The 19,424-nt window shown below is 72.2% G+C and carries 17 protein-coding genes; 9 read left to right on the plus strand and 8 right to left on the minus strand.

Annotated elements, in window-relative coordinates; genetic code table 11:
• Positions 1-217: 217 nt before the first annotated feature.
• Positions 218-2,359 carry an MMPL family transporter gene (locus BJ999_RS12530; RefSeq protein WP_179833456.1) on the plus strand — a complete coding sequence of 714 codons (2,142 nt, stop codon included), beginning with the start codon at positions 218-220 and terminating at the stop codon, positions 2,357-2,359.
• Here BJ999_RS12530 and BJ999_RS12535 read toward each other — a convergent pair.
• Positions 2,346-3,014 (minus strand): TetR/AcrR family transcriptional regulator, encoded by a 669-nt coding sequence (locus BJ999_RS12535; protein WP_179833457.1) that lies wholly within the window; start codon positions 3,012-3,014, stop codon positions 2,346-2,348. The genes BJ999_RS12530 and BJ999_RS12535 overlap by 14 nt on opposite strands.
• Positions 3,015-3,139: 125 nt before the next feature.
• On the opposite strand from BJ999_RS12535, the gene BJ999_RS12540 reads away from it, so the two are divergent.
• Complete coding sequence (locus BJ999_RS12540; protein ID WP_179833458.1) at positions 3,140-3,727, plus strand: HAD family hydrolase; 588 nt, start codon at positions 3,140-3,142, stop codon at positions 3,725-3,727.
• On the opposite strand, the gene BJ999_RS12545 is transcribed toward BJ999_RS12540, so the two are convergent.
• Complete coding sequence (locus tag BJ999_RS12545) at positions 3,728-4,798, minus strand: hypothetical protein (RefSeq protein ID WP_179833459.1); 1,071 nt, start codon at positions 4,796-4,798, stop codon at positions 3,728-3,730.
• A 101-nt stretch (positions 4,799-4,899) separates the two neighbouring features.
• Between BJ999_RS12545 and BJ999_RS12550 the strand changes: the two genes are divergently transcribed.
• Positions 4,900-5,580 carry an aminoacyl-tRNA hydrolase gene (locus BJ999_RS12550; protein ID WP_179833460.1) on the plus strand — a complete coding sequence of 227 codons (681 nt, stop codon included), beginning with the start codon at positions 4,900-4,902 and terminating at the stop codon, positions 5,578-5,580.
• A 48-nt stretch (positions 5,581-5,628) separates the two neighbouring features.
• Here BJ999_RS12550 and BJ999_RS12555 read toward each other — a convergent pair whose 3' ends face one another.
• Positions 5,629-8,151: a M14 family zinc carboxypeptidase gene (locus BJ999_RS12555; RefSeq protein WP_179833461.1), complete on the minus strand. Its 2,523-nt coding sequence runs from the start codon at positions 8,149-8,151 to the stop codon at positions 5,629-5,631.
• 54 nt (positions 8,152-8,205) lie between these two features.
• Positions 8,206-8,799, minus strand: coding sequence for a hypothetical protein (locus BJ999_RS12560; protein ID WP_179833462.1), 594 nt, complete (start codon positions 8,797-8,799; stop codon positions 8,206-8,208).
• Positions 8,800-8,999: 200 nt separating this feature from the next.
• Between BJ999_RS12560 and BJ999_RS12565 the strand changes: the two genes are divergently transcribed.
• The 6 genes from BJ999_RS12565 to BJ999_RS12590 all read left to right on the plus strand — a co-directional run bounded on the left by BJ999_RS12565 (position 9,000) and on the right by BJ999_RS12590 (position 15,322).
• The gene (locus tag BJ999_RS12565; RefSeq protein ID WP_179278877.1) at positions 9,000-9,293 is read left to right on the plus strand and encodes a hypothetical protein; all 294 of its coding nucleotides are present in this window, start codon (positions 9,000-9,002) and stop codon (positions 9,291-9,293) included.
• A 553-nt stretch (positions 9,294-9,846) separates the two neighbouring features.
• Positions 9,847-10,923: a sugar ABC transporter substrate-binding protein gene (locus tag BJ999_RS12570; protein ID WP_179833463.1), complete on the plus strand. Its 1,077-nt coding sequence runs from the start codon at positions 9,847-9,849 to the stop codon at positions 10,921-10,923.
• Positions 10,924-11,044: 121 nt separating this feature from the next.
• On the plus strand, positions 11,045-11,830 hold the full coding sequence (locus tag BJ999_RS12575; RefSeq protein WP_179833464.1) for an ATP-binding cassette domain-containing protein: 786 nt from the start codon (positions 11,045-11,047) through the stop codon (positions 11,828-11,830).
• A gap of 11 nt (positions 11,831-11,841) precedes the next feature.
• On the plus strand, positions 11,842-13,125 hold the full coding sequence (locus BJ999_RS12580; protein ID WP_179833465.1) for a sugar ABC transporter permease: 1,284 nt from the start codon (positions 11,842-11,844) through the stop codon (positions 13,123-13,125).
• A 218-nt stretch (positions 13,126-13,343) separates the two neighbouring features.
• On the plus strand, positions 13,344-14,102 hold the full coding sequence (locus BJ999_RS12585; RefSeq protein ID WP_179833466.1) for an ATP-binding cassette domain-containing protein: 759 nt from the start codon (positions 13,344-13,346) through the stop codon (positions 14,100-14,102).
• Complete coding sequence (locus BJ999_RS12590) at positions 14,102-15,322, plus strand: ROK family transcriptional regulator (protein WP_179838500.1); 1,221 nt, start codon at positions 14,102-14,104, stop codon at positions 15,320-15,322. Before BJ999_RS12585 ends, BJ999_RS12590 begins: the two co-directional genes overlap by 1 nt.
• Here the strand turns inward: BJ999_RS12590 and BJ999_RS12595 are convergent.
• The 4 genes from BJ999_RS12595 to BJ999_RS12610 form a co-directional block, all read right to left on the minus strand.
• Positions 15,300-15,845, minus strand: coding sequence for a flavin reductase family protein (locus BJ999_RS12595; RefSeq protein WP_179833467.1), 546 nt, complete (start codon positions 15,843-15,845; stop codon positions 15,300-15,302). The two genes, BJ999_RS12590 and BJ999_RS12595, sit on opposite strands and share 23 nt — an antisense overlap.
• Before the next feature lie 130 nt (positions 15,846-15,975).
• Positions 15,976-17,181, minus strand: coding sequence for a lysylphosphatidylglycerol synthase transmembrane domain-containing protein (locus BJ999_RS12600; protein WP_179833468.1), 1,206 nt, complete (start codon positions 17,179-17,181; stop codon positions 15,976-15,978).
• A 296-nt stretch (positions 17,182-17,477) separates the two neighbouring features.
• Positions 17,478-17,747 carry a hypothetical protein gene (locus tag BJ999_RS12605; protein ID WP_179833469.1) on the minus strand — a complete coding sequence of 90 codons (270 nt, stop codon included), beginning with the start codon at positions 17,745-17,747 and terminating at the stop codon, positions 17,478-17,480.
• Between the two features lie 60 nt (positions 17,748-17,807).
• On the minus strand, positions 17,808-19,352 hold the full coding sequence (locus tag BJ999_RS12610; protein WP_179833470.1) for a hypothetical protein: 1,545 nt from the start codon (positions 19,350-19,352) through the stop codon (positions 17,808-17,810).
• Positions 19,353-19,424 lie beyond the last annotated feature (72 nt).

Here is a 19,424-nt window from a genome sequence, read left to right on the forward strand (position 1 = left end):
CTACTCCGCAAATCGTGACTAAGCACACTATGGGCCTTCCTGCCCTCGGACCGTGGGATACCGCGCCGGATGTACTCCGGCGGATGTAGCCGGCTTCCCTAGGTGACACCGTCCGCCGGATGCCCGCGGGCTCAACCGGAGAGGACGCTGAGCGCGCAATCACATCCCCTAGGTGCGGCGCGTCCGCGGGAAGCGCGCGCCCGCGGAGGCGGTACCCATGAGACTCGCAAGGCTGGCCCGGTTCTGCTACCGGAGGCGGCGCCTGACACTGGCGGGCTGGATCGTCGGCACGATCGCCGTCATGACGCTCGGCTTCGGCTTCGCCGCCGAGCCCCTGAACGACTTCTCCGGCGGCGGCTCCGGCTCGGCGAAGGCGTCGGACCTGCTGGAGGAGCACTTCCCGCAGCGCAGCGGCGACTCCATCACGCTGGCGGTGCGCGCCGACGGCGACGTCCGGGACCCGCGCGTGAAGGCGCGCGTCGAGCGGGCGATCGACAGGCTCGCCGAGACGCCGCACGTCACCTCCGTGTCGTCGCCGTACGAGACGCCCGGCCAGATCTCAGGGGACGGCAGGACCGCGTTCGCGACAGGCGGCCTCGACGTCTCGTCCGACGACATGCCGAGGACGGAGGTGACCGCGCTCCTGGACGACGTGCGCGCCGACTCCGGGCCCGTCCGGATACAACTCGGGGGCTCGGCGGTGGACGCCGCCGAGACGCCCGGCGGCGGCCCGTCCGAGGGCATCGGCCTGCTCGCCGCCATCGTCATCCTGCTGGTCGCGTTCGGGTCGGTGCTGGCGATGGGGCTGCCCATCGTGACCGCGCTGTTCGGCATCGGCACCGGGCTCGCGCTGATCATGCTGCTCGGGCACCTGCTGCCCGCGCCCTCCTTCAGCCCGATCATCGCGGCGCTCATCGGGCTCGGCGTCGGCATCGACTACGCGCTGTTCATCGTCACCCGCCACCGGGAGGAGATGCACGCGGGCGCCGGCCCGGAGGAGGCGGCGGTCACCGCCGTCACCACCGCCGGACGGGCCGTGCTGTTCGCCGGTACCACCGTCGTGATAGCGCTCATGGGCCTGTTCATCATGCAGCAGAGGCTGCTGAACGGCGTGGCGGTGGCGGCCGGCGTCGCCGTGCTGATGACGATGCTGGCCGCCGTGACGCTGCTGCCCGCGCTGCTCGGCTTCGCCGGGCACGCCATCGACCGGCTCCGCGTCCCCGGCCTCGGCCGGGCCCGCCGCCCGCTCGCCGAGCGCTGGGCGCGGGTCGTGCAGGCGCACCCGGTCGTCGCCGGGCTGTGCGCGGCCGCCGTCCTGCTGGTCCTCGCCGTCCCCGCGCTGTCGATGCGGCTGAGCCTGCCGGACTCCAGCACCCAGCCGCACGACCACAGCGGCTACCAGGCCAGCCGGATCATGGCGGAGGGCTTCGGGCCCGGGACCGCCGCGCCGTTGATCATCGTCACCGAGGGCGGCGGCCTCGCGGAGGCGGGTCGGATCGCCGACGCGGTCCGCGCGACGCCGGGCGTCGCCGCCGTCCAGCCCCCGCGAGCCAGCCGGGACGGGGAGGCCGCCATCGTCATGGCGTTCCCGAAGACAGGCCCCCAGGACGAGCGGACGCCCGACCTCGTCCACACGCTGCGCGACGACGTCATCCCCGGCGCCGTCGCGGGGACGGGTGCCCGCGCCCACGTCGGCGGCCCGAACGCAGCCTCGATCGACTTCGCCGAGAGCGTCTCCACCCGGCTGCCGCTGCTGATCGCCGTGGTCGTCGGCCTGTCGCTGCTGCTGCTCGTCGGGCTCGTCCGGTCGGTCACGGTGGCGGTGCAGGCCGCCCTGATGAACCTGCTGTCCATCGCGGCGGCGTACGGGGTGCTGACGGCCGTCGTGCAGTGGGGGTGGGCGGGACGCGCGCTCGGCTTCCCGGCGGACATGCCCGTCACCACGTGGGTGCCGCTGATGATGTTCCCGATCCTGTTCGGGCTGTCCATGGACTACGAGGTGTTCCTCGTGTCCCGCATCCGGGAGACCTACGAGGAGGGCGTGGCCACCCGCGAGGCCGTCGCGCTCGGCCTGTCGCGCACCGCCCGCGTGATCAGCGCGGCGGCCGCCATCATGGTGATGGTGTTCCTGTCGGTGCTGCTCGGCGCGGACGTCGCCGTCAAGCAGATGGGACTCGGCCTCGGCGTCGCGATCCTGATCGACGCGACCGTCGTGCGGCTGGTGCTCGTCCCGGCGCTGATGGAGCTGTTCGGCGAGGCGAACTGGTGGCTCCCGGGGCCGCTGCGGCGGATCCTGCCCTCCCGCCCCGTGCGCGAGGCCGGGCCGGACCGGGCGAGCCTGCGGGCTAGTGCAGGTTGATGCCGTCGAACATCACCTTGAGGTAGTGCTCGGCGAGCCCCTGGGCGTTCAGCCGGCCCCCGGGCCGGAACCAGCGGACGGCCACCCAGACGGTGTCGCGGATCATCCGGTAGGTCAGCTTCGGGTCGAGGTCGGGACGGAACAGCCCTTCCGCCTGGCCCGCCTGGAGCGTGGTCACCCACATCTTCTCGACCTCGTCCTCGGACTTGGTCAGGTAGGCGAACCGGTCCATGCCCCGCAGGTAGTTCCAGTCGTTCTGCATGACCGTGATCGCGGCGCGGTGCGGCTCCAGGGTGCCGAACGCGACCCGGACGAGCCCGGCGATCGTGTCCTGCGGGTTCTTGTTCTCGTCGATCACCGCCTGGTAGGCGGCCATGATCTCGGTGAAGAACCCCGACAGGATCTCGTCGACGATCGACTCCTTGGAGTCGAAGTGGTGGTAGAGGCTGCCGGACAGGATGCCCGCCTCGTCGGCGATGTTGCGGACGGTGGTGGCCTGGAAACCCTTCTCGGCGAAGAGTTCGGCCGCGAGCCTGACCAGGTGGGCGCGCCGTTCGGACGCCAGCGCGGGGGCTCCGCGGCCGCGGCGGCGGGGCGCGTCCTCGCCGGCGCCGCGGGTTCTCGATCGTCCGGACTTGGCGCTCGTGGTCGTCACCCTCTCATTATGCCGTGTCGCCCAACCGCTTGCTCGATTCGGCGGCCGGACAAGCGTACGACGTGCAACAAGCGCTTGCTACAGCGGTTTCCCGGGTCGCCGGCCGCGCCGATTAGGCTCGGGGCATGCCCGATGTGATCGTGTTCGACCTGTACGGAGTGATCGCCCGCACCCAGACGCCCGAGGCGGTGAAGCGGATCGAGGAGATCGCCGGGACACCCGGCCCGGCGTTCTGGGACGCCTACTGGGCCTGCCGCCCCGCCTACGACGCCGGCCAGGAGAGCGCGTCCTACTGGGCGGACGTCGCGGGCCTGCTCGGCGCCACGTTCCCCGACGTCCCCGCGCTGACCGAGGCCGACCTCGAAAGCTGGACCGACGTCGACGAGGAGATGGTCGCCCTGGTCGGCGAGCTGGCCGACCGGGGGCGCACGCTCGGGCTGCTCTCCAACATCATCGGCGACCTGGTGCCCCGCTTCGAGGCCCGGCACGGCGCCTGGCTCTCCCGCTTCGACGAGCGCGTCTACTCCTGCCACATCGGCGTCGCCAAGCCCGACCCCCGCGCCTACGAGATCTGCGCCGGCCGCCTCGGCGTCAAGCCCGCCGACGTCCTGTTCTTCGACGACAACGAACACAACGTCCTCGCCGCCCGCGAGACCGGCATGCGCGCCGAGCTCTTCACCTCCCCGGCCCAGGTCCGCACCCTCACCGCCTGACTAGGAGGGGGGCGGGAGCTCCCCGCCCGCTTCGGCGGCCTGGGCGAGGCGTTCGCGGAGGGTGCGGAGGAGTTCGTCGCCCTGTTCGGTCAGGCGTTCGATGGCGGGCAGCGCCAGGTCGTCCCGGACGGTGTCGGCCAGCAGTTCGTCGTACTCGTGTGCCCTCTCCGCGATCGACTCCAGGTGGCGCTGGGCGCGGAGCACCTCGTCGGCCGATCTGGCGCGCTCGGCGTAGCGCTCCAGGGCCTCTATGCGGCGCGTCACGGCCTCGACCGAGGTGTCGAGCTTGTCGCGCAGCGGCCGCAGCGCCGCCTCCACCTCGGGGAGCGTGTCGGTGCCGGCCATGTCGGCCTGGTCCGCGCGCAGCTTCGACTGCTTCGCCAGGACCTGCGCGATCTCCCATTCCTGGCGGGGCAGCGTGACGGCGTTGTCCACCGCGTCCAGCAGGCCCTCGCGGTTGACCTGCGAGTCGCGGACGGCGTCGACGGCCGCCTGGACGCGGGCGAGCAGGGCGCGGCCGTCGTCGTCGAAGTCCTCGGGGACGAAGTAGCGGTCGCGGCGGCGCTCCAGCTCCCGGGCGCGCCGCAGGTCCAGCGAGACCGACGGGGTCCCGAGCGCGACGAGCACCGCGAGCATGCCGAGCCCGATCAGCCACAGCGAGCCGAGGAGCGGGGAGCCGACCAGGCCGAGGGCGAGGACCGACAGCGGCGCCAGCCACACCAGCGGCTTGCGGCGCGCGACGATCGTGTCCAGTTCGGCGCGCAGCGCCGGGTCGGCGACCGGCCGCGGCTCGGGCGGGGCGCCGTCCTCGGGGGAGCGGGGCGGCGCGATGCGCCGCCAGGACGTGGAGACGTGGGTCTCGAACGCGAAGTCGGTCTGCGCGATCTCGATCTCGGTCGGGCCGGCGGGCAGCGGCCAGGAGCCCACGGGGTCGCCCCCGCCGGGGCCGGTGAAGCGCACCCACCAGCCGCCCTTGCCGTCCTCGCAGCGGTAGCGGCCGGGGGCGACGTCGATACCGACGAAGAACGTCCCGATTCCCGGTAGGGAATCACTCCATGCGCCACTGGTCACCGGCGACCTCCCGTACCTGAACGACGTCCGGGGGACGGCAAGAGTTGCAGTACCCACTACCGCCCACGGGAAGCGGAACGGGGTTTGGAATACTCCACGGGGTGCGACCCGACTATGACCCCCTGGACGACCCGCCGTGGGCGATGCAACTGGTGGTACGCGCCGAGAAGGCCGATCCGCCCAGTCACGACGCGGTCTGCGAGGCGGCGGCGACGGCGGTCGTCCGGCTGCTGACCGATCCGCGCGCCGCCGAGCCCGAGGGGGAGTGGCGGGAGGCCGTCCGGGAGTGGGAGTCGCGCCGGATCCGCAAGGTGACGCGGCGGGCCCGCGGCGTCCGCTGGCCGGAGGCGGAGGCGCTGCCCGGCGTGACCGTCCGGCACGCGGGTGCCCAGGTGCGGGCGTTCCCGCCGGGGCCGGTGTCGGACGTCCCGCCCCAGCTGGCCAAGCTCCAGGTCGCGGGCCTCGATCTGGCGGAGGCGCAGGAGCCGGCGGCGCCGCCGGAGCCCCCGTACGCGGTGATCGCGCTCAACCCGGCGGTGACGATCACGACGGGCAAGGCCGCCGCCCAGTGCGGGCACGCCGCCCAGCTGCTGCTCCGCCAGGGCCGCCGCCGGCATGTGGCGGAGTGGGTCGAGGCGGGCGCCCCCGTCCACCTGGCGCGGGACGTGCCGTGGGACCGGTGCGTGAAGGAGGCGGCCGTCGCGGTCCGGGACGGCGGTTTCACCGAGGTCCCGCCCGGCACGATGACCGCGATCGCCTGGCTTGTTCGGAAAGAGGGGTGAGACCGGGCGCGGCGCGCCGGAACGAGCCGGCGCGCCGCGCGGGACGGGTCAGGGAAGGACGACCGCGACCGGGGTGATCCCGGCCTTGCGGATCAGGGACGGCAGGCGCCCGGCGAACGGGTGGTGGTCCGCCGGCAGGCCCTTCGGGTTGTCGATCACGTAGTGGACGACGCCGCCGGCGCCGCTCCGCGTCCATGTCGCGCCGGCGGACCGCAGCAGGGACTCGGCCTTCGCGGCGTCCGCGGCCTTGACCGAGACGCGGACCGGCGACTCGTAGGACGGCAGCTGCGCCGCCTCCTGGGCCGCCTTCGCCGTCGCGGTCGCCTGCGGTGCCGCCGCCCTGGCCGGGTCGGGGCCGAGGATCGCGTTGTAGAGCAGCTTGGCCGTCCCGTCGCTGAACGCGCGGAAGTTGGGCTCGGCCGCGAACAGCACGGACCGTCCCTTTCCGAGGGGCTGGTCGACGACCGCAGCGGTGCCGCCCAGCTCGGACGCGCCGCGCTCGAACCCGGACACGGACCAGTCCGGCGAATCCGCCTGCGGGTAGGACACGACGACGCCGCTCGACGCCTTCATGACCGGGTCGTAGGACGTGAAGTTCCACGCCGTCGCACCGACGCCCTTCGACAGCGGGCTCGCCCCGTCCACCTTCACGCGGAGCAGCGTGCCGGGGATGTCGGACGTCGGCTCCGCGAGCGTCGCGCTCGTCAGCCCGAGGCGGGCCGCGAGTTCCGTGCCGCCCTGCCAGCCGATGTAGCGGCCGCCGTCCCGCGTCCACTGCTGGAGCGCGGAGCGTCCGGCGTCGCCGAGCGCCGTGTGGGCCGACGCGGCCGGGCCGTTCGGCGTGAGGAGGACCTCGACGTCCTTGAGCCTGCCGACCGCGACGTCCGCCGGAGTGAGCAGCGTGAACGGCAGCTTCCAGTCGCGGTCGAGGCGGTGCCTCAGCCACCCGGCCGACTGCCGCGCGGACGAGGACGTCTCCGACAGTTGCAGGATGCCCAGCCTGGGCGCCTTGCCCTCGTGCCCCGGACGCGGCGCCGGGACCGTCCGCAGCGGGACGGCCCGCGGGTGCAGGACGGCGCCGGACGACCCGCCGGACATGTTGCCCAGCAGCGGCAGGCTCCACGCCGTCACGTCGTAGAAGTACGGGAACGGCGTGTAGGAGTCCTCGTTCAGCATGGACTGGATCCAGTGCTTCTGGCCCTGCGCCATCGAGATCCAGTACGTGCCCGCGGGCAGCGTCGTCGCGGCCTCAGGACGCCCGTACGCCTTGAAGTCCGGGACCGCCAGCGGCCGGGCGAGCCTCTCGACGCGCACACCCATGCGCTGCAGGCGCCGCACGACGAGCGCGACCTCGGCGCGCTTGGCCGGGTCGTCGTCGCGCAGGAAGTAGCTCCGCACCTTCCGGTCCGGCACCTGGCGGTCGATCTTGTTCGGCGGGTTGTAGATCTGGTTGGGCTCCAGCTTCCCGGCCTTGCCCTGCGCGTAGGCGTCGACCGTCATCTGGCGCCACTCGGTGAGGATCCGGTGCCGGTTGCGCGCCGCCGCCGACAGCGACACCCACTGCGTGAGGTACTGCTCCTTCACCCGGTCCGGGTAGGGGCTCTCGTCGCCCTTCTCGTAGGTCATCCCGGCGGCGTGGAAGGCGCTGGTCGGCACGGTGTCGCCGTAGCCCTGGTAGAAGAGGTCGTAGACGTCCCTGTTGAAGAAGTCGATGCCCTGCCGGGTGAACTCGGCCGCCATCGACGCGCCGTACAGGTCGTTGATCCAGCCGATCGCCTGCTCGGGCGTCTCGTGGTAGATCGGGTCGGCGTTCGGCGGGAAGAAGAACGAGTCCCCGCCCATCTCGTGGGCGTCGATGTAGAGCGCGGGCGGGTACTGGTTCAGCATCGCGAGCTTGCCGTCGGTCTCCGGCTGCGTGCGCGCGAACCAGTCCCGGTTCATGTCGAAGCCGTAGGCGTTCTGCCGCGTCTGCAGCGTGCGCCCGTCCGGGTTCTGCGTCGGCAGGACGATCACGAGCGTGTTGGCGAGGATCCCCGTCGCGGCGCAGTCGGCACGGTCGCCGAGGTCGCGCAGCACCCGCAAGGCCGCGTCCGTGCCGCTCGGCTCGTCGCCGTGGACGTTGCCGCTGACCCACAGGATCGGGACGCCGCGATCGGTGATCCGCTTGGCGAGCGCGGCCGGCGTGCGCGGGTCGCGCAGCAGGCCCGCCTCCCACCGCACCTTGGCCAGCCCGGCCTTGGAGATCAGCTCGGGACGTCCGGCGATCGCGTACTTCAGCGGACGTCCCTGCGCGGTGGTGGCCAGCGTCCCGGACACGACGCGCTCGCTCCGGGCGGCGACCGTCTCCAGGTAGGTGTCGGACTCGGCGGCGCTGACCGGCCGCTCACCGAGGTCGAAGCCGAGGACCTGCTCGGGGGAGGGGACCTTGCCCCGGTAGACCGGTGCGGTCCGGGTCGGGTCGCAGCCGGCCGCGGGCGCGGCGGGCAGCGCGGCGGCGGGCGCGGCGAGCGACGCCGGGACCGCCAGGGACGCGGCCATCACCACAGGCAGCGCCAGTTTTCGGGCTCTCATGAGCCACAACGTGGCACCCGCCGGGTGCGCCACCAACGGCAACTTCTGCCAAGATCAGTCGCGCTTGTCCGGGCGCGTTCGCGGGCCGGTGAGGGCGGCGGCCCGGTTGATGGCCTGGAGGGCGAACTCCTGCGTCCAGGTCAGGCCGCTCGGACCGCGCGGGGACCCGTCCGGCGCGGGGCCCTTCGGCGCCCTCGCGAGCTGCGCCTTCGCGCTCAGCCCGTAGGAGAGGAAGAGCAGCACGACGAACGCCGCCAGATAGGCGAGGTGCTCGACGAGGCCGCCCCACCTGCCCGTGAAGACGTCCAGGACGGCGAACATCGCGAACCCGGCCATCCAGCCCGCCACCGGCGGGACCAGCAGCAGGTCGCGGCGCAGGACCACGCCCGCCACCGCGGCGAGCACGAGCAGGACCTCGGCCGCCTTGGCGAGGACCAGGATCCCCGTGGCCGGTCCGGACCCGAAGTAGCCCTCCATCTCGTCCAGCCGGTCGCCCCACAGCGCCGCCGCGCTCGCGAGGGCCGCCACGCCGTAGGCGATGACGAACACGCCGACCGCGTAGTGGAACCGGTGCCACGTCCGCGCGGCGCCGCGGACCGGCGCGGCGGACGGCCCGGAACCTGGCTGGGCACCCGCGTCCACCGTCATCGTCAGCCCCCATGTGCCGGTTCATCTGCCAAGCGCAAGATATCCCGGATAGGGTCCGGTCGACCTCCGAAACGCGGTCCGCCCTCGCGGTCCCGCCCCGCTCACCTCGCGGCCGGCAGGCCGGGGTGCTTGCGCCCGGGCGGGCGAAGAGGGAGGCTGAGTCGCACGTCGGGCCGCACGGAGTCCGTGAGGAAACAAGGATGACGCCTGACGATACGGGAACAGCCGCGCCGTCGAAGACGCGGATCGAATATCTGGAAGAGCTCGGCGAGGAGCTGGTCAAGCGCGGCCTCCGGGTGCGTCTCACCCTGCCCCGCGGCCAGTCGCCCAGCCTGCATGTGATGAATCCCGACGCCGCCGCATTGACGGAGAACATCCTGGCGGAGCAGGGCGCGGACGGCTGGTGGTACTGGTGGTCGTGGGCCGAGCGCATCGCGCCCGCCGCCGACGCCGCCGCCGCGGCCGACCGCGTCGCCCGCGTCCTGTCCGCCTGATCTGGGCCCCGCCGAGACCGGGGCCCACCCGGGCCACGGCACGCGCCTGACCTCCGGCACCGCCCGGACCGCCCACCGCCGCAGATCGCTGCCCCGGAGCGCGGCCCGGCCTGTGCCAGGGCTTGCGGCGCGGCCCGGCTTGGTGTGCGCCCCGGCTGTGACACCTCGGGTCGTGGCTTGGCACGGGCCTGCTCGTAGCGCACCTCGGGCAAGCCGCGACCGCTGGGGTGAGGCGTGTCTTGACGCCGGGTCGCGGTGAATGTTGACCCACGAAACATTTACGCCGGCGCGGGTCCGCCCGAGCATGCCCGCGCGGTGACCGGCGCCCTCCCGCCGTCCTCGCGGTACCCCTCGTGTTCCACCCGTGTTGATCTCGTGTTACATGATTGTTACCGCCGACAACAAATGAAATCAGCCCGAAGTCTGGCGCGACGGACATGCGCGACGTAAGTTGCGGGACACAACATTCCCGTCGGAGCGGGTGATCTCGCTCACGACATTGGCTACCACCCCCCGGCCGCACGGCGGCCACCCCCCAGAAAGGACCCGGGCAATGCGCAAGGGGATCCTCAGCTTCTTGGCCGTCACGACGGCGGCGGCGCTCAGCCTCACCGCGTGCGGGGACGGCGACTCCAACGACTCGGGCGGCTCTGGCTCGAAGGGCAAGGTCGGCGTGATCCTGCCCGACACGACCTCCTCCGTCCGGTACGAGAGCTTTGACCGGCCGTACCTGGAGCAGGCCTTCAAGGCCGCCGGCGTGGCCTACGACATCCAGAACGCCGAGGGTTCGACCCAGCGCTTCCAGACGATCGCCGACCAGATGCTCACCAGCGGGGTCACGGTCCTGGTCCTGGACGGCATCGACTCCAACTCGGCGGCCGCCGTGCAGCGCAAGGCGCAGGCGCAGGGCGTCAAGACCATCGACTACGACCGGCTCGCCCTCGGCGGCGTCTCCGACTACTACGTCTCCTTCGACAACGTGAAGGTCGGCGAGGAGCTCGGCAAGGGCCTGCAGAAGTGCCTCGGTGACAAGTCGGCCAACATCGCCTACCTCAACGGCGCCCCGACCGACAACAACGCGACGCTGTTCGCCAAGGGCGCCCACAACATCCTCGACAAGGCGACCTCCTACAAGAAGATCGCCGAGCAGGCCGTGCCGGACTGGAAGGCCGAGCAGGCCGCCACGATCTTCGAGCAGATGTGGACCGAGAAGGGCGGCAAGATCGACGGTGTGGTCGCCGCCAACGACGGCATCGGCAACGCGGTCATCTCGATCCTCAAGAAGAACAAGCAGGCCGGCAAGGTCTCCGTCACCGGTCAGGACGCCACGCTCGAGGGGCTGCAGAACATCCTCGACGGCAACCAGTGCATGACGGTCTACAAGCCGGTCAAGCAGGAGGCCGAGGCGGCCGCCAAGCTCGCCGTGTCCCTCATCAAGGGTGAGAAGGGCGAGACCAACGGGACGACGAACGACCCGGAGGGCAAGCGCGACGTGCCGTCGGTGCTGCTGACCCCGATCGGCGTCTTCAAGGACAACATCAAGCAGGTCACGGACGACGGGTTCGTCAAGAAGGAAGACCTGTGCAAGGGCGCGTACGCGGCCAAGTGCAAGGACGCGGGCATCCAGTAGGAGCCCGACGCTGACTCCGTGGCGGGCCCCTCCCCCGCTGAGGGCGTCCCGGCCTCCCGGAAATACGGGACGCCAGGGGCCCGCCACGGGCTAAGACGCCCGAACCTCTGGAAGGAAACTCGTGGCTGAAAAAGGAGACCCCGTCCTCCGCCTGACCGGGCTCAACAAGAGCTTCGGCCCCGTCCATGTGCTGCACGACGTGGACTTCTCCGTGCGCCTTGGCGAGGTCATGGCCCTCGTCGGCGACAACGGCGCCGGCAAGTCGACCCTGATCAAGTGCATCGCCGGGATCCACCCCATCGACTCGGGACAGATCGAGTTCGAGGGCAAGCCCGTCTCGGTCGACGGACCGCGCACCGCCTCCGCGCTCGGCATCGAGGTCGTGTACCAGGACCTCGCGCTCGCCGACAACCTCGACATCGTGCAGAACATGTTCCTCGGCCGCGAGCGGCGCAAGGGCATCGTGCTGGACGAGCCGTCCATGGAAGAAGCGGCCAGGGAGACCCTCGCCCGGCTCTCGGTCCGCACCGTCAAGTCCGTCCGCCAGCAGGTGGCGAGCCTGTCCGGTGGGCAGCGGCAGACCGTCGCCATCGCCAAGGCGGCGCTGTGGGAGTCCAAGGTCGTGATCCTGGACGAGCCCACGGCCGCACTCGGCGTCGCCCAGACCCGGCAGGTCCTCGACCTCGTCCGGCGCCTCGCCGACACCGGACACGCAGTCGTGCTCATCTCGCACAACATGAACGACGTGTTCGAGGTGGCCGACCGTATCTCGGCCCTCTACCTCGGCCGGGTCGCCGCGGACGTCGCCACCTCCGAGGTTACCCACGGCCAGGTCGTGGAGCTCATCACCGCCGGCCGTTCCGGTGATCTCGGCCTCGCGCCGCAGACCGCCGCCGAGAGCATCTGAAAGGGGACCAGATGTCCACTGACCTCCCCCAAAGCAAGGAGGCCGCCGTGAAGCTGGCGGACTCGGACTTCTCGAACGACCGGCGCAAGCATGACATGAACTCCGCGCTGCTGGACTACTGGCACAAGATCAAGGCCGGTGAGCTGGGCGCGCTCCCCGCGATCCTCGGACTGATCGCGCTGGTGGCGCTGTTCACGGCGCTGAAGCCGGAGACCTTCCTCAGCAAGGGCAACATCGCGAACCTGGCCACCCAGGCGCTGCCCATCACGATCCTCGCCATGGGGCTCGTCTTCGTCCTGCTGCTGGGCGAGATCGACCTGGCGGCGGGGGTGTCCAGCGGTGTCTGCGCCACCGTGATGGCCAAGCTGATGGCCGACTCGGGCCAGCCCTGGTACGTCGCGGTGCTCAGCGCCATCGCGATCGGCGTCGTCATCGGCACCGTGATCGGCTGGCTGGTCGCGTTCCTGCGCATCCCGTCGTTCGTGGTGACACTGGCGTTCTTCCTCGGCCTCCAGGGCATCACGCTGTGGCTCATCGGCGAGGGCGGGACGGTGCCCGTCCGCGACGACTTCGTCGTGGCGCTCTCGAACAAGAACATGCCGATCTGGCTCGGCTGGGCGCTCGCCATCGCCTGCGTCATCGCCTACACCGCGACGCTGCTCCTGCGCTGGCGCCGGCAGCACGTCCGCAACCTGCACTCCAAGCCGCTGGGCTTCGTGATCGCCCAGTGCGCCGTCGTCGGGCTCGCGCTGCTGCTCAGCACCTACGTGCTGAGCCTGGACCGCGCTCCCAGCCCGCTGATCACCCTCGGCGGGATCCCGTGGGGCGTGCTGCTCGTCGGCGCCCTTCTCGTCATCTGCACGTTCGTGCTCGGCCGTACCGGTTACGGCCGGCACATCTACGCGGTGGGCGGCAACGCCGAGGCCGCCCGCCGGGCCGGCATCAACGTGACCCGCATCCGGATCTCCGTCTTCATGATCGCCTCCGCGCTGGCGGCGATCAGCGGCATCGTCGCGGCGTCCCGCCTCAACTCGGTCGCCACCGACGCGGGCGGCGGCAACACCCTGCTGTACGCGGTGGGCGCCGCGGTCATCGGCGGGACGAGCCTGTTCGGCGGGCGCGGCAAGGCACGCGACGCCGTGCTCGGCGGCCTCGTCATCGCGCTCATCGCCAACGGGCTCGGGCTGCTCGGCACCAAGGCGTACCTCAGCTACCTCATCACCGGGGTCGTGCTGCTGTTCGCCGCGAGCATCGACGCCCTGGCGAGGCGCCGCCGGTCCAGTACCGGCCGGTGACCTCGTGGACGCGGTAACCCCGTGAACACGGTGACCCCGTGAACGCGGCCGGAAACGCCCGGGAGCCGGTGGCCCGCCCCACCGGCTCCCGGGCCTGGCCGCGGAACCGGCCGGACCGGACTTCCGACGGTGCCCGGCCGGGAAGACCGACTGCTACGCTCACTCACGACGACCGCCTGGCGCGCGGCGGCGGCGTGGCACGGTGGGAGCCCCTCGGCATGTCAGTGACGCCCGTTCTGGACCTGCGCGGTATCGAGAAGAGCTTCGGCTCGGTGAAGGTGCTGCAGGACGTCGCATTCTCCGCCTATCCAGGCGAGGTCACCGCGCTCGTCGGCGACAACGGCGCGGGCAAGACCACCCTGGTCAGGTGCATCGGCGGCATCCACTCCTTCGACAAGGGCGAGTACCGCTTCGAAGGCGAGCAGGTGCGGGTCGGATCCCCCCGCGACGCCGGCCGCCTCGGCATCGAGATCGTCCACCAGGACCTCGCGCTCTGCGAGAACCTCGACATCGTCCAGAACCTGTTCCTCGGCCGCGAGGAGCGCCGCGGCATCGCCCTGGACGAGACCTTCATGGAGGAGCTGGCGCGCACCACGCTGTCGGGCCTCGCCGTCCGCACGATGGGCTCGGTCCGGCAGCGGGTCTCGAACCTGTCGGGCGGGCAGCGGCAGACCGTCGCGATCGCCCGCTCCGTGCTGTGGGACAGCAAGCTCGTGGTGCTGGACGAGCCCGCCGCCGCGCTCGGCGTCGCGCAGACCCAGCAGGTCCTGGAGATGATCCGGCGGCTCGCCGACAAGGGCCTCGCCGTCGTGCTGATCTCGCACAACATGAACGACGTGTTCGCGGTCTCCGACCGCATCGCCGCGCTCTACCTCGGCCGGATGGTCGCCCAGGTCCGCACCGCCGACGTCACCCACCGGCAGGTCGTGGAGCTGATCACCTCCGGCGCCAGCGGAGAGCTGGGGCTGCGCCGATGATGAAGGCGGGCCCGTCACAAGAGGACATCCGGCGCCACAATCTCGGGACACTGCTGCGCTTCGTGCATCTGCGCGGCCCCGCGTCCCGGGCCGTCCTCGCCGAGACCCTCGGCCTCAACCGCAGCACGATCATGGCGCTGACGTCCGACCTCACCTCCGCGGGGCTGGTCCGCGAGGAGCTGCCGCGCGGCCCGGGGCGCCGCGCCGGGCGCCCGTCGCTCGTGGTGCGGCCCGAGTCCACCCGCGTGTACGTGCTGGCGTTCGAGGTCGGCGTCGACCGGCTCGTCGTCGCGCGCGTCGGCCTCGGCGGCGTCGTGCTGGACCGGCGCGAGGGCGTACGGGCCCGCGACTCCGACCCCGCCGACCTGCTCGGCGTGCTCGTGGCGGGCGCCCGATCCCTGGTCCGCAAGGCCGAGCGCGACGCCGTCTGCGTCGGCGCCGCCCTCGGATTCCCCGGCACCGTCCGCCGCTCCGACGACACGATCATGTTCGGGCCGAACCTGGACGTGGGCGGGCTGCGCCTCGGCGACGCCCTGTCCCGCCGCCTCGGCCTCGGCATCCCCGTCTCGGTGTGCAACGACGCCAACCTCGGCGCGCTCGCCGAGCACGAGCGCGGCGCGGGGGTGAGCTGCGACAACCTCATCTACCTGCACGGCGACGTCGGCGTCGGCGGCGGCATCATCGCGCACGGCCGGCTGCTCGGCGGCGACGAGGGGTTCGGCGGCGAGATCGGGCACATGGTGATCAACCCCGGGGGCCGGCCCTGCGCCTGCGGCTCGAAGGGCTGCCTGGAGGCCGAGGTGGGGGAGCGGACGCTGCTGGACCACGCCGGCCGCGAGGAGATCCCCGGCCAGCCCGGACGCGACGCGGTCCGCGCCATCGTCGCCGCCGCCGACGCCGGCGACATCAAGGCCCGGGAGGCGCTGCACCGCGTCGGCACCTGGCTCGGCCTCGGCGTCGCCAACCTCGTCAACCTCTTCAACCCCGGCATGGTCATCTTCGGCGGCACGCTCCGCGACATCTTCCTGGGCGCCGCCGCGCAGATCCGCAGCGTCCTGGCGACCAGCGCCCTCGCCGCCCCCCGCGAGAAGGTCAAGCTCCGCACCGCCACCCTGGGCGACGACACCACCCTGGTCGGCGCCGCCGAGTTCGCCTTCGCCGAAGTCCTGTCCGACCCCGTCCAGGTCCTGACCCGGCTCAGAGCCCCGGAGACGGTGTGAAGGGCGTGAAGGCGCCGTAGCCGCTCCCGTAGAAGACCAGGGGGCCGGCGCCCTGGTGTTCCGCGAGGTCGTGGACGCGGGCGACGACGATCAGATGGTCGCCGGCGACGTGCTCCTGCTCGACCGAGCACTCGATCCACGCCAGCGCGCCGTCGATCAGGGGAGCTCCGCCGGGGCCGTGCGTCCAGCGGACGCCGACGAATTTGTCCGGGCCGTTCCCGAAGGCGAGCCGCTCGGAGACGTCCCGCTGCGGCTCGGCCAGGATGTTGACGCACAGGCGGGCGGCGGTGCGCATGATCGGCCATGTCGTGCTGGTGTGCGCAACGCAGAACGCCACCAGGGGCGGGTCGAGGGAGACGGACGTGAACGAGTTCACGGCCAGTCCCGCGGGGAACCCCGATGCGGGATCGAGGGCGGTGACGGCGACCACGCCGGTCGGGAACCTGCCCAGCACCGAGCGGAACGCGGCCGGGTCGACGCCGGTCGCCGAGGATCCGGACGAGCAGTCGGGCGATCCGTGCATGGGGGTCCGTTCCGTGGGCGGGGGCGCGTCGTCGTCCACTAAAGCCCCTGGCGCGGCGTGCTGATTCCCCTGGAGGGCGATCTCGGTCGAAGGTCCCGGTCCGGCGTCGGTCCACGGACGGAGACCCGCGCTACGGCCGCGGTGCGTCGGCCGGAGTCTGGGCCGGGACGGCGGCGTAGGGGGTGAGGAGCGCCGCCGAGGACAGGCCGTCCATGATCAGGCGGCCGGTACCGGCCAGACGCGCCCTGACGCGGGCCGGGACGCGCGGGCCTTCGTGCAGCCCGATCCAGGCGATCCAGCCGACCGCGACAACGGCCCAGTAGGACACGAGCCGGTACAGGCCGACGGCCGCGGCGGCTGGGGACAGCGTCGCGCCGAACGCGACCAGGGACGCGGCCATGCTGCCCTCGATGGCGCCGAGGCCGCCGGGCAGCAGCGGGAGCAGGCTGCCCGCCGCCTGGGCGGCGAAGTAGGTGAGGGCGACGCCGTTCAGGGCGACCTCGATGCCGACCGCGTGCGCCGCCGACAGCAGCGCCAGGATGTCGAACACCCAGTTCAGCAGGGCCAGCGCGGTGAGCGCGGTCCAGTCGCGCAGGGTCGGCCGCAGGATGTCGCGGGCGCCGGCCAGCCGCTCCGCGTACGGAGCGATCTTCGGGTGGGCGAGCGCGGCCCGGTGGGCGCGGCGCAGCGGCGCCGTCAGCAGGGCCCGCAGCGGGCGCCACCGCAGCGCGGGGACGAGCAGCACGGCCAGGACCAGCGGGACGGTGAGGGCGAACAGCGCGAAACCGCGGGCGTACGGGTCGGCCACCAGCGCCAGGAGGGCGATCAGGGAGTAGGCCGTGGTGGTGATCACTCCGCCGGCCAGGATCACCGCGGTGGCGAGCTGCGTCGAGGCGCCCGCGCGGCGGAACTGCCGGAACGTGTAGACCACGCTCACCGCCGGGCCCGCCGGCAGGGTCGTGGACAGGGCGTTGCCCGCGTAGGTGATCGCGAAAGCGCGGCGCAGCGGCATCCGCAGGCCGCCGACGCGCAGCAACCGGCGCTGGAGCCGGGCGAACGCGCCCATCGAACCCGCCACGGCCAGCACCACCATGGTCAGCCAGCCCGGGTCGGCATGCGCGGCCGCCCTCCAGATGGCGCCGAGGTCGGGGAGCTCGTCACGGTAGAGGGGGAGTGCGGCGAGGGCGCCGAGGACCAGCGCCCACTGGACGATCAGGCCGGCCCTGCGCCGCCACCACGGGCGCGCCGGGGCCTGCTCGTCCGGCCCGTCCTGGAGGGGGAACGGCGGGTCGGCTTCGGCCGGGGGATGGACCGGTGCCGTGACTGTCCCGTACATGTCCCGGTCACCTCGCAAGCTCGCCCGCCATGCGCAACCTACGGTCCGGGTAGGACATTCCCCCGGGATCGGAAACGAATCGCAAAGTGATCTGCGCCACGCCCGTCGCGAGGTCGTGCTCAGCGGGCTGATCGAAGACCTGTCGCCGTGCTCTGCCAGATGCTTCTGTCCTGGTTACTGCCCGCTCTTCCGGAAAGGACGCCACCCTGACCGGCAAAAGCCGGACACGCCCCCGGACGTGCCCGCGGCGACGGCGGCGCCCGCACCGCGTGCCGGTGCGGGCGCCGCCGTCGTGGTCAGGGCCTGCGGGTGGGGTTGACCGCGTCCTCCTCGGCCGGCGTGATCGGCGTGGGGCGCTCCTCGTCGCCCTCCCTCGCGGTCTGCCGCTCGTACTCGGTGACGCCGACGCCGTCGCGGCTCTCCTCGGGCTCTTCGATCCTCAGGTCCTCGGGCGGGTCGTTCACATATTCCTCGGTCAGGGCGATCTGCTCGTCCTGGGTGTTGTCTCCCATGTCATCGGTGTCCTCGCGGAAGTCGCGGGACTCACCGGGCTCGCGTGCCCTCATGACTCCTCCCGGTCCGGATCGGGTTCGCTGATCGGACCGGTATCCCCGATGACCGGCGCCCTACTCCCGGTCGCGGACGGCGACGAGCCCGCCGACGACGCCCACGTACGCGGTTCCGTCCGGGCCGAGGGTGACGGGCGCCCAGCTGTTGTCGAACCACTTGCCCGTGCCGGTGAGCACCTTGTAGGCCGTCCGGCCCGTGTGGACGTCCACCGCGGTCAGGTACCAGGCGTCGATGAGGTCCTTGCGCGGCTCCTTCGTGTAGAGGTACAGCAGCCCCGCGGGAACGGAGACCTTGGAGACGGTGGACGGAGACCGCTCCGTGCTCGTCCAGACCGTCTCGCAGCCCGTACCGTCCGGTTTCACGTCCACGCGGCTCACCCCGCCCACGGACGACCCTCCAGGCGGCAGGTCGAAGAAGTTGCGGTAGCCGTAGTTGTTCTCGACGAACAGGCTGCGGCCGTAGCCGATGAGCGAGTTGTCCGTCGCGCTCGCCCCGCTTCCGAACACCGGGACCTCGCAGACGAGCCCGCCGTCGTCCCTGCGGCGGACGATCACGTGCATGCGGTCGTCGGCGTTGTCGGTGACGGCCACGTAGCCGTCGCCGAAGAACGTGGGGGTCGTCCCGGACCCCTGGTCGATCTGTCCGGGCTTGCGCCCGCTGCCCCGGTCGTAGGGCTGCCGCCAGACGATCTCCGGGGTCCCGTCCGCGCCGGCCCGCATCCGGTAGAGCGCGTGGTCGGACACGACCGAGACGCCGTTCTCGGCGGCCGCGAACGAGTTCTGGATGCCCTCGCCCGCCAGCCGCGTCATCCGGACGGCCCCGGACCCGGGATCCACCGTGCCGACGCGCCCGCCCCTCGTGATCCACCAGATCAGGCCGTTCCAGTCGGGCCCGACCGCGGTGACGGGGTCGCATTCCCCCTTCGGCCACGGGTTCGTCCAGGTGGCGCAGTCGTGGGGCAGATACGCGCCGAGGTCCCAGTCGTCGGTGACCGTGAAGCGCCAGTCGCCGTCCGGGCCCTTCTCGTGCGCGAAACGGCGCAGGTGGAAGGCCGAGTCCGCCAGCACGGCGCGATCCTGCGGGTCCAGGTAGTAGTAGGCCCCGCCCGAGGTGTCGGTGAACACCGTGTCGAGGCTCAGCGAGAACACCGCCTGGACGGTGGACGGCCTGGGCGGCAGCTCGTAGGTCGCGAGGTCCTTCAGCGTCCTCGGATCGATCAGCCGCAGCGTGAGGTTCTGCCCGCGCGTGCACTGCGCGACGATCAGACCCGTCCGGCGGGCGAACGTCACCGTCGAGCACAGCCCCGGCAGCCCGCCGCCCTTGGCTTCGCCGCGCACCTGAGGATCGCGGCCGAGCGGCCCCATGAACGGATATGTGTCGGAGGCGTAACTGTCGGCGTGCATGGACGACGTCCCCACCGGCCCCTGATGCGGGTTAGCCGGGACGGGCCGCCCCGCGAGAGGCGCAGGGGTGGCGGGCGCCCCGACGTAGGCCGGGACGAGCCCCTTGCCGGGGCCGTCGGGGATCGGGTCGGCCGCCGCCGGGACCGCCGCGCCCACCAGGACGGCGGACAGGAGGGCGGCGAGCAGGGGTCTGCGCATGGAGGGCTCCCTTGACCGGACATGGGTGGTCCCGGTCGCGCCCTCCGGGACGACCACCGCGTAAAAAGGTGA

This window comes from Actinomadura citrea (assembly GCF_013409045.1).
Lineage (GTDB): Bacteria > Actinomycetota > Actinomycetes > Streptosporangiales > Streptosporangiaceae > Spirillospora > Spirillospora citrea.